This window comes from Methylobacterium sp. E-046, assembly GCF_022829625.1.
GTDB lineage: Bacteria > Pseudomonadota > Alphaproteobacteria > Rhizobiales > Beijerinckiaceae > Methylobacterium > Methylobacterium longum.
In genome coordinates this window covers 179,018-191,721 of record NZ_JAKSYP010000090.1, presented here as the reverse complement: position 1 = coordinate 191,721, position 12,704 = coordinate 179,018, and the positions used below count along the sequence as shown (strand labels likewise).

At 69.8% G+C, this 12,704-nt stretch carries 13 protein-coding genes; 6 read left to right on the top strand and 7 right to left on the bottom strand.

Features of this window, described 5'->3' with window-relative positions; all coding sequences use genetic code 11:
• Positions 1 to 65 precede the first annotated feature (65 nt).
• The 4 genes from minC (at position 66) to MKK82_RS08185 (ending at position 3,224) form a co-directional block, all read left to right on the top strand.
• Positions 66 to 791, top strand: a complete 726-nt coding sequence (gene minC / locus MKK82_RS08200; RefSeq protein ID WP_238284983.1) for a septum site-determining protein MinC — start codon at positions 66 to 68, stop codon at positions 789 to 791.
• A gap of 29 nt (positions 792 to 820) precedes the next feature.
• On the top strand, positions 821 to 1,636 hold the full coding sequence (gene minD, locus MKK82_RS08195; RefSeq protein ID WP_238284984.1) for a septum site-determining protein MinD: 816 nt from the start codon (positions 821 to 823) through the stop codon (positions 1,634 to 1,636).
• Positions 1,633 to 1,971, top strand: coding sequence for a cell division topological specificity factor MinE (gene minE, locus MKK82_RS08190; protein WP_238284986.1), 339 nt, complete (start codon positions 1,633 to 1,635; stop codon positions 1,969 to 1,971). Before minD ends, minE begins: the two co-directional genes overlap by 4 nt.
• Before the next feature lie 368 nt (positions 1,972 to 2,339).
• The gene (locus tag MKK82_RS08185; protein ID WP_238284987.1) at positions 2,340 to 3,224 is read left to right on the top strand and encodes an alpha/beta fold hydrolase; all 885 of its coding nucleotides are present in this window, start codon (positions 2,340 to 2,342) and stop codon (positions 3,222 to 3,224) included.
• On the opposite strand, the gene MKK82_RS08180 is transcribed toward MKK82_RS08185, so the two are convergent.
• Positions 3,214 to 4,650, bottom strand: coding sequence for a cytochrome P450 (locus MKK82_RS08180; RefSeq protein ID WP_243985237.1), 1,437 nt, complete (start codon positions 4,648 to 4,650; stop codon positions 3,214 to 3,216). The genes MKK82_RS08185 and MKK82_RS08180 overlap by 11 nt on opposite strands.
• Before the next feature lie 63 nt (positions 4,651 to 4,713).
• Positions 4,714 to 7,362: an ABC transporter ATP-binding protein gene (locus tag MKK82_RS08175; RefSeq protein ID WP_238284990.1), complete on the bottom strand. Its 2,649-nt coding sequence runs from the start codon at positions 7,360 to 7,362 to the stop codon at positions 4,714 to 4,716.
• A 394-nt stretch (positions 7,363 to 7,756) separates the two neighbouring features.
• Between MKK82_RS08175 and typA the strand changes: the two genes are divergently transcribed.
• Together typA and MKK82_RS08165 are read left to right on the top strand one after the other, a co-directional pair.
• Positions 7,757 to 9,583 (top strand): translational GTPase TypA, encoded by a 1,827-nt coding sequence (typA, locus tag MKK82_RS08170; RefSeq protein WP_238284991.1) that lies wholly within the window; start codon positions 7,757 to 7,759, stop codon positions 9,581 to 9,583.
• 128 nt (positions 9,584 to 9,711) lie between these two features.
• Positions 9,712 to 9,963, top strand: a complete 252-nt coding sequence (locus MKK82_RS08165) for an RAG2 PHD domain containing protein (RefSeq protein ID WP_373323249.1) — start codon at positions 9,712 to 9,714, stop codon at positions 9,961 to 9,963.
• A 155-nt stretch (positions 9,964 to 10,118) separates the two neighbouring features.
• Here MKK82_RS08165 and MKK82_RS08160 read toward each other — a convergent pair whose 3' ends face one another.
• The 5 genes from MKK82_RS08160 to cysK all read right to left on the bottom strand — a co-directional run bounded on the left by MKK82_RS08160 (position 10,119) and on the right by cysK (position 12,615).
• Positions 10,119 to 10,277: a hypothetical protein gene (locus MKK82_RS08160; RefSeq protein ID WP_238284992.1), complete on the bottom strand. Its 159-nt coding sequence runs from the start codon at positions 10,275 to 10,277 to the stop codon at positions 10,119 to 10,121.
• Positions 10,270 to 10,587, bottom strand: coding sequence for a hypothetical protein (locus MKK82_RS08155; protein WP_238284993.1), 318 nt, complete (start codon positions 10,585 to 10,587; stop codon positions 10,270 to 10,272). Before MKK82_RS08155 ends, MKK82_RS08160 begins: the two co-directional genes overlap by 8 nt.
• Positions 10,587 to 10,787: a hypothetical protein gene (locus MKK82_RS08150; protein ID WP_243985235.1), complete on the bottom strand. Its 201-nt coding sequence runs from the start codon at positions 10,785 to 10,787 to the stop codon at positions 10,587 to 10,589. The genes MKK82_RS08155 and MKK82_RS08150 overlap by 1 nt, the downstream gene beginning before the upstream one ends.
• A 76-nt stretch (positions 10,788 to 10,863) precedes the next feature.
• The gene (locus MKK82_RS08145; protein WP_243985234.1) at positions 10,864 to 11,361 is read right to left on the bottom strand and encodes a hypothetical protein; all 498 of its coding nucleotides are present in this window, start codon (positions 11,359 to 11,361) and stop codon (positions 10,864 to 10,866) included.
• A gap of 279 nt (positions 11,362 to 11,640) precedes the next feature.
• Entirely contained in the window at positions 11,641 to 12,615 is a 975-nt protein-coding gene (gene cysK / locus MKK82_RS08140; RefSeq protein WP_238284998.1) for a cysteine synthase A, read from the bottom strand.
• Positions 12,616 to 12,704 lie beyond the last annotated feature (89 nt).

Here is a 12,704-nt window from a genome sequence, read left to right as displayed (position 1 = left end):
AAACTTAACCCTTCGGTAACCATACCCGCCGTCAATGGTCCGGTAAGGACTCTTAACGGGCGGACATGAGCGAGACCCACCCCGAGCCGATCGATCCGGAGACCGCCCCCGCGGCGGCTCCTTCCGCGCCCCGGCCGCTCAGCCTGCGCGGACGGGCCTTCAAGGCCCTGGCCCTTTCCCCCGAGCCGCCGCTTCCCGAGTGGCTCGCGGGTCTCGACGCGGCACTCAAGCGATCGCCGACCCTGCTGCAAGGCCGGGCCGTCATCCTGGATTGCGCCCGGTTCAAGCCCGAGCCGGACGCCCTCGAAACGCTCATGCGTGAGCTGAAGGCCCGCGGCATCGCGGTCCTCGGCATCGAGGGCGCCGACGCGGTCGCCGAAGGTCTGCCGCCTCTCCTCGTCAACGGACACCCGTCCGAGACGATCGAGATCCCGACCCCGGCCGAGCCGGAGCCGCAGGTGGTGACCTCGATCACGGTCGAGGGCTCGGTCCGCTCCGGACAGAGCATCATCAACCCGACCGGCGACGTGACCGTCATGGGGTCCGTCTCATCGGGCGCCGAGATCCTGGCGGGCGGCTCCATCCACGTCTACGGAGCCCTGCGCGGACGCGCGATCGCCGGCGCTGCGCGCAACCCGCGCGCACGAATCTACTGCCGCAAATTCGAGCCCGAGTTGCTGGGGATCGACCGCCTCGTGCGGACGGCGGAGGACATGGGTACGGCCCTGCGCGGCAAGGCCGCCCAGGTCTGGCTCGATGGCGGCAACATCCGAATGGCGAGCTTAGACTAAGTCAGCTCTGGATTAAGGGAGATCGACGCGTGGCAAAGGTTCTCGTCGTCACATCGGGCAAGGGCGGCGTCGGCAAGACGACGACGACCGCAGCCCTCGGAGCGGCCCTGGCGCAGGGTGGGCAAAGCGTGTGCGTCGTCGATTTCGACGTCGGCCTGCGCAACCTCGACCTCGTCATGGGCGCCGAGCGGCGGGTCGTCTACGACCTCATCAACGTGGTCAACGGCGACGCCAAGCTCCCGCAGGCGCTCATCAAGGACAAGCGTCTGGAGACCCTGCACCTGCTGCCGGCCTCCCAGACCCGCGACAAGGATGCGCTCACCGACGCCGGCGTCGCCCGGGTCATGCAGGAGCTGCGCGACAAGTTCGACTGGGTGATCTGCGACTCGCCGGCCGGCATCGAGCGCGGCGCCCAGCTCGCCATGCACCACGCCGACGTCGCCGTGGTCGTGACCAACCCCGAGGTCTCCTCGGTGCGCGACTCCGACCGGATCATCGGCCTCCTCGATTCCAAGACCGCCAAGGCGGAGAAGGGCGAGGACATGGAGAAGCACCTGATCCTCACCCGCTACGACCCGGGCCGGGCCGACCGCGGCGACATGCTCAAGACCGAGGACGTGCTCGACATCCTGTCGATCCCGCTGCTCGCCATCATCCCCGAGAGCCAGGAGGTGCTGCGCGCCTCGAACCTCGGCTGCCCGGTGACCCTCAACAACCCGCTCTGCGCCCCGGCGCGCGCCTACGCCGACGCAGCGCGCCGGCTCAAGGGCGAGGACGTGCCGATGAGCCTGCCGGTCGAGCGCAAGTCCTTCCTCGACAAGCTGTTCATGCGGAGGGCGGCATGAGCATCCTGGGGATCTTCCAGAAGCGCAACTCCGGAGCGGTCGCCCGCGACCGCCTTCAGCTGATCCTCGCCCACGAGCGGGCCGAGTCGGGTCGCCCCGACCTCGTGCTCCAGCTCCGCGAGGAGATCCTGGCGGTGATCGCCAACCATGTCGCGGTGGAGCCCGACAAGGTGAAAGTCACCCTGGAGCGCGGCGAGGGCGTCTCGACCCTCGGCCTCGACATCGAGCTTCCGCTCGGCGTGGGCGGCAAGCTCGACGCCAAGCTGGCGGCGAAGCTCGCCGAGGTCGCCGCCAACAGGGGCGGCGCCAAGGCGGCTTCCAAGAAGGCCGCTTGAGCCGGAACGGGACCGCGCCCGCCGGTATCGACATGCGCAAGCCGCGCCCGGTAAGCCGGGTGCGGCTTTCTGCGTGCGGGTTCCGCCTCGGTCCGCCGCGAGGCGCGTCCGCGTAGAAAGTCCGCGATGTTCGGGGACGTTGGAACCCGGATGCCGCCCCGATTGTCAGCGACGGTGATAGCCCCCGTCGAAGGCCTAGCTCCGGACGGGGAACCCCGCCGGGGCTAGGCCTTCGACCGGCGCCGGCTCCGGAATTCGCCTTCCGGGGCGCGGTCCCGGAACGACGGACGGGTCGCATCGAGGACAGGGTCGGGACCGGGGTCGCGCGCTGCGGGCCGGATCCTTCGGGAACCCGCGGAGGGAGCGACATGCCGAGCGCGACGACGGATGACGGGGTGCGCCTTCACTACGAGGAGAGCGGGCGCGGGACACCGCTGATCTTCGTGCATGAGTTCGCCGGCGATCACCGCAGCTACGAGGCGCAGCTCCGCCATTTCGGCCGGCGCTACCACGCCGTCGCGTTCAACGCCCGCGGCTACCCGCCCTCCGACGTGCCCGAGGCCGTCTCGGCCTACACGCAGGCCCGTGCCGCCGACGACATCCTGGCGATCCTCGACCATCTCGGGGCCCCGAAGGCCCACGTCGCGGGGATCTCCATGGGCGCCTTCGCGACCCTCCATTTCGGCCTGCGCCATCCAGGCCGCGTTCTGTCGCTCTGCCTGGGCGGCTGCGGCTACGGCGCTGAGCCCGAGCGGCAGGCCCAGTTCCGCGCCGAGGCGGACGCCACCGCGGAGGCGCTGCGGCGGGACGGGATGGCCGCCTTCGCCGAGCGCTACGCCGTCGGCCCGACCCGGGTGCAGTTCGAGACCAAGGACCCCCGCGGGCACGCCGAGTTCAAGCGGATGCTGGCGGAACATTCGGCGCTGGGCGCGGCCAACACGCAGGCCGGCGTGCAGAAGGAACGCCCCTCGCTCTACGACCTGACGGAAGCCCTGGGCCGGCTCACCGCGCCGACGCTGATCGTCGCCGGCGACGAGGACTGGCCCTGCCTCGCGCCAAGCCTGATGCTGAAGCGGGCGATTCCATCCGCCGCGCTGGCGGTCCTGCCCAACACCGGCCACGCCCTCTCGGTCGAGGAGCCCGACGCCTATAACCGTCTCCTCGACGTCTTCCTGGCCCAGGTCGAGACCGACCGCTGGCCGATGCGCGATCCGCGGGCGATCTCTGCGACGATTACGGGGATCAGGGGCTGACTTCGTCCCGCGGAATCAGCCGGAACAGCGGGTGCCGGTCCGGCTGGGTCGTCACCACCGCCTGCGGAAGGACCGGCTCGCGACTGTCCAGAACGATGCGGAACCGCGCCAGCAACCGGGCCAGCGACAGCACGGCCTCGCTGAGCGCGAATTGCGCCCCGATGCAGACCCGCGGGCCGGCCCCAAAGGGCAGGTAGGCGAAGCGGGGCGGCGGCGGCGCGCCCGGCAGGAAGCGGCCGGGATCGAACGCCTCCGGATCCGACCAGAGGCTTCGGTGCCGGTGCAGCACCCAGGGGCTGACCATCACGACGTCATTCCTCTTCACCGCGTGGCCGGCCACCGTGTCCGGGCCGAGCGCCCGGCGGACGACCACGAAGGCCGCCGGGTAGAGGCGCAGGGTCTCGTCGATCACCGCGCGGGTGAGGGGGAGCCGGCCGTCGCTCTGGCAGCCGGTGGGGTCCGCGAGGTCGGCCCCGCGCGCCTCGGCGGCGACGCGTTCCTGCAGGTCGGGGGCGAGGGCCAGCAGGTAGGCCGCCCAGAACAGCGTGCCGGCCGTTGTCTCGTGGCCGGCGAGGATCATCGTCGCGACCTGGTCGCGCAGCGCCTTGGGTGTGAAGGCGGCCCCCGTATCCGGGTTGCGCGCCGTCGCCAGCAAATCGAGCAGATCCCCCGAGCCGGTGTCGTGCCGATCCGACGCCTGGCGCGCCGCGATGATGCGGTCGAGGAACGGGATCCAGCGCCGACGGAAGCGTGACCGCGACCAGTCGAGGGGCACCGGCCAGCCCGGCGGCATCACGATGTCGAGGAGGTGGGGGCGGCCCATCCGCTCCGCGTACTCGGCGATGAAGGCGCGCAGGTCGGTCCCGTGCGCGTCCATCCCCACCGAGAACATGGCCCGTCCGGCGATCTCCAGCGCCAGCCGGTAGAACGACGTGAACAGGTCAACCGGACCCGCCGCGGCCTCGGCGGCGATGTCGTCCAAGCCCTTCTCCACGGCGGCGGCGATGTGCGGCACCAGACCGTCGATCGCCCGCGGTGTGAAGGCAGGCGCTAGGGTGCGGCGCTGGTGGCGCCACGCGGAGCCCTCGCTGATCAGGAGCCCGTCGCCCAGGATCGGGCGGAGGATGCGCGTCGTCCCGGTGGTCCGTGCGTAATTCGCCTGGTTCTCGACCAGCACCCGTCGGATCGCCTCCGGATCGCTGAGGACGAAGCTCGACCGGCCGAGGAGGCCGCGGCGCGTGACGAGTTCCTCGAAGGCGCGCCGCGGAAAGCCCGTCAGGCTGTTGTCGCGGATCGAGCGCAGATAGGCCGGAATCGGCAGCTCGCGCTCCGGCGGCACGCGGTGCGGCGGCACCACGCGGGGCAGGTCGGCGAGCCTCCCGGTCGTCTGAGCCGGGGTCTCGATCGCGTCCGAAAACGTGGGCATGCGACTACCTGTGGCCGCAGACGGGGCACCTGTAAACCGCCGGATCCCTGTGTCCCGCCGATGTCATTCGGCCGCGGTGCGCAGGCGTGTCTCGGCGCCGCGGATCGGCAGCCGTTCGGGAAACCGATCGAGATCCGCCTCTGCCGAGAGGCTTGCCACCAAGCTGGCCCGGGGCAGCGCCGCGCCCGTGACCGCGAGCAGCGTTTCGACGCCGTGTTCAAGGTGTTCGTCCACGCGGTCGACGACGAGGATCTCGGGGTCCCGCAGGATCGCCCGGGCGAGGCCGATCCGCACGCGGACGCGCTCGGCCAGCAACTGCCCGCGATTGCCCACCGCCTTGTCCAGGCCGCGCCGCTGGATCGGTCGCTCCAAATCGAACTCCCGGAACACCGCGCGCGCTTCCCGCTGGATCAGCGCCTCACCGTGCATCCGGGCGGTGTCGATGCGGCCGAACAGGAGGTTGTCGAGGACGGTGCTGCGCGGGTTGATCCTGTTGGGATCGTAGGATTCCACGTCGCACCCGTCCTCGCCGTGCATCATGCCCTGCACGACCGCCCGGGCTCCGACGATGCGCATGGCTAGGCCCTGGTCGAGCAGGCCGAAACGCATCCGCGGCTCCACGTAGGCCAGGGTCAGGGCCAGGAACGCGACGCTGTCCGCCTCGCTCAGGCGTCCCTCGTCCGGAAGGCGGGAGAGCCGATGGAGGTAGTCCGGCAGCGCGTCCGGGGTGATCAGCGAGAAGCGCCGGAACAGCGGATGGCCGGGCGGCACGTCGGCGAATATGTCCTTCAGGTTGCTGGCGATGGCGACGCCCATGCGATCGAGCTCGTCGAGGAGTTGGACCTTCTCGAGCGCCTCGCGGAACAGGGTTGTGCCCGCCAGGCGCCGCGGATCCGTCAGCGTCGGGTCGCGCGGCACGCCGAACAGCAGGTTTTCCCCGACGGTCGCCTGATCGTTGTAGCGGCTCCGGGCGAACGGGATGACGAGGTCGGCGAGGCCCTTCTGGACGAAGAGTTCGCGCAGGTGCTCCCGGGCCGCGATCATCCGCTGGCCCGCCGGCGTCTCGTGCGTGATCGAGCTGAGCGCGCCGAGGCCGAACCGGTACAGGTCGTCGCCGAGATCCAGCCGGACGAGGAGGTCGAGGAGCCGCTCGTCGAGATCCGCCGCGTCGCGGACGCCGAGCCGCTGATAATCGATCCAGGGATCGTCGACGCTGTCGCAGGGGTTGCCGGTCTTCACCGCCTCGTTGATCTGCGCCCGGCTCAGGTCGAGGGTGCCGGTCCGCAGCGGGCAGATCCGCAGACCGTAGAGGATGTTGTCGCGCACCGTGCCGGGGAACAGCACGGGCTCGTTGCTCGCGTAGGCGATGCGGCGCGCATGGGCGGGGCGCGGCAGGGTGGAGAGGTCGTGCTCGCCGATGCGGATCAGGCCGTTCGGCGCCGACTGCAGGCCCGCCAGGACGCGGGCGAATTCCTGCGCGACCGAGCCGGACGGGACCAGCGCGAACCGGCCGGGCAGGGGCACCTCCACGTCCCCGACCTCGACCGGATTGCCGCCCTGCGGGTCGCGCAGCGTCAGGCCCTCGATCTTGAGCGGCGTCCCGAGATGCGGCGGCGCCGCCGCGGTCTCGGATTCCGCCGGCCGGAGGCGCTGCGGGCCGAAATGCGCCGCCACGGTCTCGTACTTCACCTCGACGTCGAGGCGCTGCTGGTCCCAGTCGATCAGTTCCTTGAGGGGCGGGGGCAGGTCGCGGTAGGCGGCGAGGACGGCGACGAGCTGGCCGATGTCGAGTTCGCCCTTCAGGGCGAAGACGCCGCCGATGGCGTAGAACAGGAACGGCGTGACCTGCGCGAGCAGGTTGTTGAGGTATTTGACCGCGAACTTGCGCCTGTAGATCCGCAGGCGCAGGTCGTAGAGGTTGTAGAGGCGGTCACCGATTTCCGCCCGCTCCCACCGGCCCGTGTCGTTCAGGAGGACCGCCGGCAGGCCGTCGAGAACCTCGGCGACGCGGCCCGCGAGATTGCGCGATGCGATCTGGCGCCGCCGGCTGAGGCGGATGATCTCGCGGCGCAGCCGCGGGATGACGGTCATCTGCACGCCGACCATGCCGCCGGCCGCCAAGCCGAGCCACAGGTTCTGCATCATGATGAAGGCCAGCGCGGTGGCGGCCTGGGTGCCGAGGAAGACCGGCACCACGATCGCGTCGCCGATGAAGGAGCCGATCGGCTCCACCTCGTCGCGGATGATCGTCGCCGTCTCGGAGGATTTCACCTCCCGCTGCGCCTCCGGCGAGAACCGCAGCATCAGCGAGAAGAGCTGGAAGCGCAGCCGGCGCAGCATCCGCTCGCCGAGGATCCCCTTCTGCAGGTTGATCCAGAACTTGAACGCGCCGTTGATCAGGACGAGCGACAGGAACAGGGTCGAGAGCCCGAGCAGCAGCTCGAACCGGTCCAGCTGGAAGCCCTCGAACAGCTGGGTCGTCCCGCCGCCGAGTACGTCCGGCCAGTGCACGGTGATGTTGAGGAACGAGGCCGTCGCCTCGCCGTGCGAGAACGCCTTGCCGGTGATGGCATCGTTGACGATGCGCTTGGGCAGGTCGAGCGACGCGAAGTAGAACGGCAGCGAGGCCATCACCACGGCGCAGATCTTGAGCTGATCGCCCTTCGAATAGCGCCAGATATACGAGAAGAGCCGCGGCTCAAGCGCGCGCATCGTGTCCGTCCGCTGAGGGCCCATCCTGTCGAGGGCGATGCCGAATCGGTCCGCGCCGGTGCGACCATACGACCGGGGCGGGCGCCCGGCACGCTCGGCTCACCGGCGCCGCCTCATACGTCATCGTTCGGCAGCCGCATTCGCATCGACATATAGGGCACGCCGCGGCGCCCGGAGGAGCCCGCGACGCTGATCTCTACCGCTACGGCTCCGGCTGGACAGGCTCATGCGGCCGCAATCCCGATATGAGGCACCCGCCATGCGCGCGTCGGCCTTGCTCATGGACGCATGTCCTTATATTGCGACGCAACCACCACGACTCCGTACCTGAACCGGCGCGGACGGCCGCGCCGCGCGGCCGCCAGGGAGCCGGCACAACCCGTTTCGGGCCGCCATGAACTTGCGCAACATCGCCATCATCGCCCACGTCGACCACGGCAAGACGACCCTGGTCGACAAGCTGCTGGCCCAGTCCGGCACCTTCCGCGAGAATCAGCGGGTCGAGGAGCGGGCGATGGACTCCAACGACCTGGAGAAGGAGCGTGGCATCACGATCCTCGCCAAGGCGACCTCGGTCGTCTGGAAGGACACGCGCATCAACATCGTCGACACCCCCGGCCACGCCGATTTCGGCGGCGAGGTCGAGCGTATCCTGTCGATGGTCGACGGCGTGATCGTCCTCGTGGACGCCGCCGAGGGGCCGATGCCGCAGACCAAGTTCGTGGTCGGCAAGGCGCTGAAGATCGGCCTGCGCCCGATCGTAGCGATCAACAAGGTCGACCGTCCGGACGCGCGCATCACCGAGGTCGTGAACGAGGTGTTCGACCTGTTCGCCGCGCTCGACGCCACCGACGACCAGCTCGACTTCCCGATCCTGTACGGATCGGGCCGCAACGGCTGGATGGCCGACAGCCCCGACGCCGACCCGTCGGTGGGGTTGGAGCCGCTGTTCGAACTGGTGCTCAAGCACGTTCCCCCCGCCAAGGTCGAGGACGGCCCGTTCCGCATGCTCGGCACCCTGCTCGAGGCCAACCCGTTCCTCGGCCGGATCATCACGGGTCGCATCGCTTCCGGGACCGTGAAGCCGAACCAGCAGATCAAGGTGCTCTCGCGCGACGGCAAGGTCGTGGAGACTGGCCGCGTCTCGAAGATCCTCGCCTTCCGCGGCCTGGAGCGCGCACCGATCGACATCGGCGAGGCGGGCGACATCGTCTCGATCGCCGGCCTGATGAAGGGCACCGTCGCCGACACGTTCTGCGATCCGCAGGTCGACACCCCGATCCAGGCCCAGCCGATCGATCCGCCGACCGTGACGATGTCGTTCATCGTCAACGACTCGCCCCTCGCCGGCACCGAGGGCGACAAGGTCACGAGCCGGATGATCCGCGATCGCCTGTTCAAGGAGGGCGAGGGCAACGTCACGCTGAAGATCGAGGAGGCGGCCGACAAGGACTCGTTCTACGTGTCCGGCCGCGGCGAGCTGCAACTCGCGATCCTCATCGAGACGATGCGGCGCGAGGGCTTCGAGATCGCGGTGTCCCGCCCGCGCGTCGTCTACGAGAAGGACGAGGACGGCGGCCTGCTCGAGCCGATCGAGGAGGTCGTGATCGACGTCGACGAGGAGCACTCGGGCGTCGTCGTCCAGAAGATGTCGGAGCGCAAGGCCGAGATGCTGGAGATGCGGCCGTCGGGCGGTGACCGCCTGCGCCTAGTGTTCCACGCCCCGACCCGCGGCCTGATCGGCTACCAGGGCGAGTTGCTCACCGACACCCGCGGCACGGCGATCATGAACCGCCTGTTCAAGGCCTACGAGCCCTTCAAGGGCGAGATCGCCGGCCGCCGCAACGGCGTGCTGATCTCGAACGACAAGGGCGAGGCGGTGGCCTACGCCATGTGGAACCTCGAGGACCGCGGCCCGATGATGATCGAGCCGGGCTGGAAGGTTTACCAGGGCATGATCATCGGCGAGCACAACCGCGAGAACGATCTCGAGGTGAACGTGCTCAAGGGCAAGAAGCTGACCAACATCCGCACCACCTCGAAGGACGAGGCGGTCCGCCTGACGCCGCCGATCCGCATGACGCTCGAGCGCTCGCTCGCCTGGATCCAGGACGACGAGCTGGTCGAGGTGACGCCGAAGTCGATCCGGCTGCGCAAGACCGTGCTGGATCCCAACGATCGCAAGCGCGTCGAGCGGTCGTCGAAGGACAGCGCAGCCTGAGATGAACGGCCGGCAACCGGGCGCTCATGCCCGGTTGCTCACGGGACGTTTATGCCACGTGGGTCGGCCGTCCCTCGAACCCTTATGCCGGGCGGCTTAGCTCGGCCTTGCGGTCCTTCGAGGGCCGCGTGAACCCCGTGACTCCCATGCCCGTCGCGTTGACTCCGCTTCCCCCCGTCCGGCCGCACGCTGCGGCGCCGCCCTCGTATCTCGTCGGCCAGGACGGGGAGGGCCATTGGGTGGCCGTCGCGGCCGGTGGACGGGCCGGCGGCATCTTCCGGACCCGTCAGGACGCGATCCGGTACGCCTGCATCGAGACCGGCTGCCGACCGGACGACGTGCGGCTGGCTGCGGATCCGATCGCCTTCCGGCTCACCTGATCGCCGACACGACGGTCGCGCTGAGCGTCGTGGGCCATGGCGGCGCGTGTCGTGCAGCCATGGCCCAGATCCTCGCGCTGCCTGCTCCTGCGGCGCGATGCTCCAGACCGTATCGGTCGAGCGTCGCCCCCCGCCGGGCCTGGAGCGCCAACGGCTCAGCTGCCGCCGGGATCGGTCTCGTCGTTCTGCCTTCCGCCGCCCGATGGCCCGAGCCCGGGCTTGCCGTCGGTCTTCTCGTTCGGATCCTTCACCGCATCCGGCGCGATGTTCTTCGGCTTCTCGGGCTTCGGTTCGGTCGTCTCGCGCTCACTCACTCTGGTTCTCCCGCTCCGCCCGGTAGCGGCCGCCCGCCACCTTCTCGTCCGCGGCCGGGCCGCGCGACGCCTTCTGATCGGAATGCCCGCCGGACGAGCCGCCCACGGCCGGCGGTGATCGTCCGGGCTCCCCGGTCGATCCCCAGCCGTCCTTGGGCTCGGGGCGCGCCTCGCCCCCCGAGCCCATCTCGGTGACGGCCGCCTGTTCGGCGGTCTGGTGCCCGCCGCCGGCGGGCGGATCCCCGCGCGTGCCGACCGCGTCGTCGGGCTTGCGGGTGACGGTTCCGGAATCGCTGGTCAGCCTGGGCATCAGCGCTTTCCGTCGTCTTGGCCGACGGAAGCCGTGGCGCGGTCGATCGCTTCGCTCAGCTCGGGCTTCGCGGCGGGCGGTGCGTCGCGGTCCTGTCGGGCCGCATCGGTCCGGCGGTCGGTCGCGGCCGGATCCCGCGCCTCGCCGCCGGACCCGGTGCCGGTGTCGCCCGGCGACGATCGGTCTTCCTGCATTGTCATGGTTCGCCTCTCTCCGTCTTCGCGGGACAACGGGGGCCGAGGAGGACGGTTGCGCGAGGCCGGCCGAGCGGGGCCGTCAGCGCCCGACGACTCGCGGCATGATGGCCTGCGCCAGCCGCTGGACCGCCTCCGCGGCGGTCTCGCGGTTCGCGGCGTGTGCCTCGATCGAGAGCAGGTCGCCGTCGCGGAGGAACACGGCGGTCGCCCCGCCGCCTCGTTCGACCGGGTAGACGCTGATCCAGCCGATCGCCGGTCCGGCGGAGATGCCGGAGAGCCGGCAATCCGGATTGCGCTTCAGACAGATGGATTCCAGCGCGCCGAGGGACGTCTTTCCGGAGCGCACCCGCTCCTCGGTGCCGTCGTTCAGACGCCCGAGTTGCAGATCGACCGTAGGGGCGCCGTCACAGGCGGGGCAGGTCAGGGCCAGGCGACGCGGTTCGGCCCGCGCCGACGATCCGGCGCCGAACGCGCGTCTCGCCTGCTCGGCGATGCTCGTCAGGTCGCGGATCGCGAAGCCCTGGGCCAGTCCGGACTGCGCCCAGAGGCAGCACAGGATCACCAGGAAGCCGCGCATGTCGAAATCTCCGTCCGATCACCGGTTTGGCCGTATCGGAATGGCGAACGAAGATCCAGGCTCGAGATGGGGCAGGGCGGTCGAGCAACGATGTCGCGAGACTATTGGGAGATAAGTAGATGATACTTTCGATCGCGTCGATATCGATCGTGTTGTCGCCTCGACGCGATGGAGAGGATTTCAAGATTACTTGAGTGGTGAAGCGGCGGCTTCACCGGTTCCGGTGCTCATGCCACGGGCGCCCGCGACATGAGCACCGGATGATCCGGTCGTGGCCGCTCAGCCGATCCCGTCGAACAGCGCCGACGAGATGTAGCGCTCGGCGAACGAGCAGGCGATCGTCACGATCCGCTTGCCCTGGAATTCCGGCCGCTTGGCCAGTTCGAGGGCCGCGGCCACGTTGCCGCCCGTCGAAATGCCGCCCGGGATGCCCTCCAGCCGGGCGAGCGCCCGGGCGGTGTCGAAGGCAGCTTGGTTGGTGACCTTCAGCACGCCGTCGAGGATGTCGGTGTGGAGGTTGTCGGGGATGAAGCCGGCGCCGATGCCCTGGATCTTGTGCGGACCCGGCTGGCCGCCGGAGATCACCGGGGAATCCTCCGGCTCCACGGCGAAGACCTTCAGGTGCGGAAGGCGCGGCTTCAGGACCTCGCCGACGCCGGTCACGGTGCCACCGGTGCCCACGCCCGCCACGAAGGCGTCGAGTTGGCCGTCGGTGTCGCTCCAGATCTCCTCGGCGGTGGTCTTCCGGTGGATCTCGGGATTGGCCGGGTTGGAGAATTGCTGCGGCATGACCGAGCCGGGGATGTCCTTGAGGAGTTCCTCGGCCTTGGCGATGGCGCCCTTCATGCCCTGCGCGCCGGGCGTGAGCGCAAGCTCCGCGCCCAGGAAGGCGAGCATCTTGCGCCGCTCCAGCGACATGGTCTCCGGCATAACCAGGATCAGGCGGTAACCCCGGGCCGCGGCCGTGAAGGCCAGCGCGATGCCGGTGTTGCCCGAGGTCGGCTCCACCAGCGTGCCGCCGGGCTGGAGCTTGCCGGAGGCCTCCAGCGCGTCGATCATGTTGACGCCGATGCGGTCCTTCACGCTGGCGATCGGGTTGAAGAACTCGAGCTTCAGCAGGATCTCGGCGTCGACCCCATGCTCCTTCGGAAGGCGGTTGAGGCGCACCAGGGGGGTGTTGCCGATCGTCTCGGTGATCGAGCCGTAGACACGGCCGTGGCCGACCTTCGCCGGCGCGTTGAGGGAATCGGCCATCGCGGAGCTCCTGCTCGTGTAAGCGTCTAAGACTTGTCGGGTCGGACGGACGGCATGCTCTGCCGGTCTGTCGGGAGGCTGCGATATCG

Bases quoted from the DNA above. Each gene is read 5' to 3' on its own strand.
- minC (WP_238284983.1), top strand. From the start codon at position 66: ATGAGCGAGACCCACCCCGAGCCGATCGATCCGGAGACCGCCCCCGCG.
- minE (WP_238284986.1), top strand. From the start codon at position 1,633: ATGAGCATCCTGGGGATCTTCCAGAAGCGCAACTCCGGAGCGGTCGCC.
- MKK82_RS08185 (WP_238284987.1), top strand. From the start codon at position 2,340: ATGCCGAGCGCGACGACGGATGACGGGGTGCGCCTTCACTACGAGGAG.
- MKK82_RS08180 (WP_243985237.1), bottom strand. From the start codon at position 4,650: ATGCCCACGTTTTCGGACGCGATCGAGACCCCGGCTCAGACGACCGGG.
- MKK82_RS08175 (WP_238284990.1), bottom strand. From the start codon at position 7,362: ATGCGCGCGCTTGAGCCGCGGCTCTTCTCGTATATCTGGCGCTATTCG.
- typA (WP_238284991.1), top strand. From the start codon at position 7,757: ATGAACTTGCGCAACATCGCCATCATCGCCCACGTCGACCACGGCAAG.
- MKK82_RS08155 (WP_238284993.1), bottom strand. From the start codon at position 10,587: ATGCCCAGGCTGACCAGCGATTCCGGAACCGTCACCCGCAAGCCCGAC.
- MKK82_RS08150 (WP_243985235.1), bottom strand. From the start codon at position 10,787: ATGACAATGCAGGAAGACCGATCGTCGCCGGGCGACACCGGCACCGGG.
- MKK82_RS08145 (WP_243985234.1), bottom strand. From the start codon at position 11,361: ATGCGCGGCTTCCTGGTGATCCTGTGCTGCCTCTGGGCGCAGTCCGGA.
- cysK (WP_238284998.1), bottom strand. From the start codon at position 12,615: ATGGCCGATTCCCTCAACGCGCCGGCGAAGGTCGGCCACGGCCGTGTC.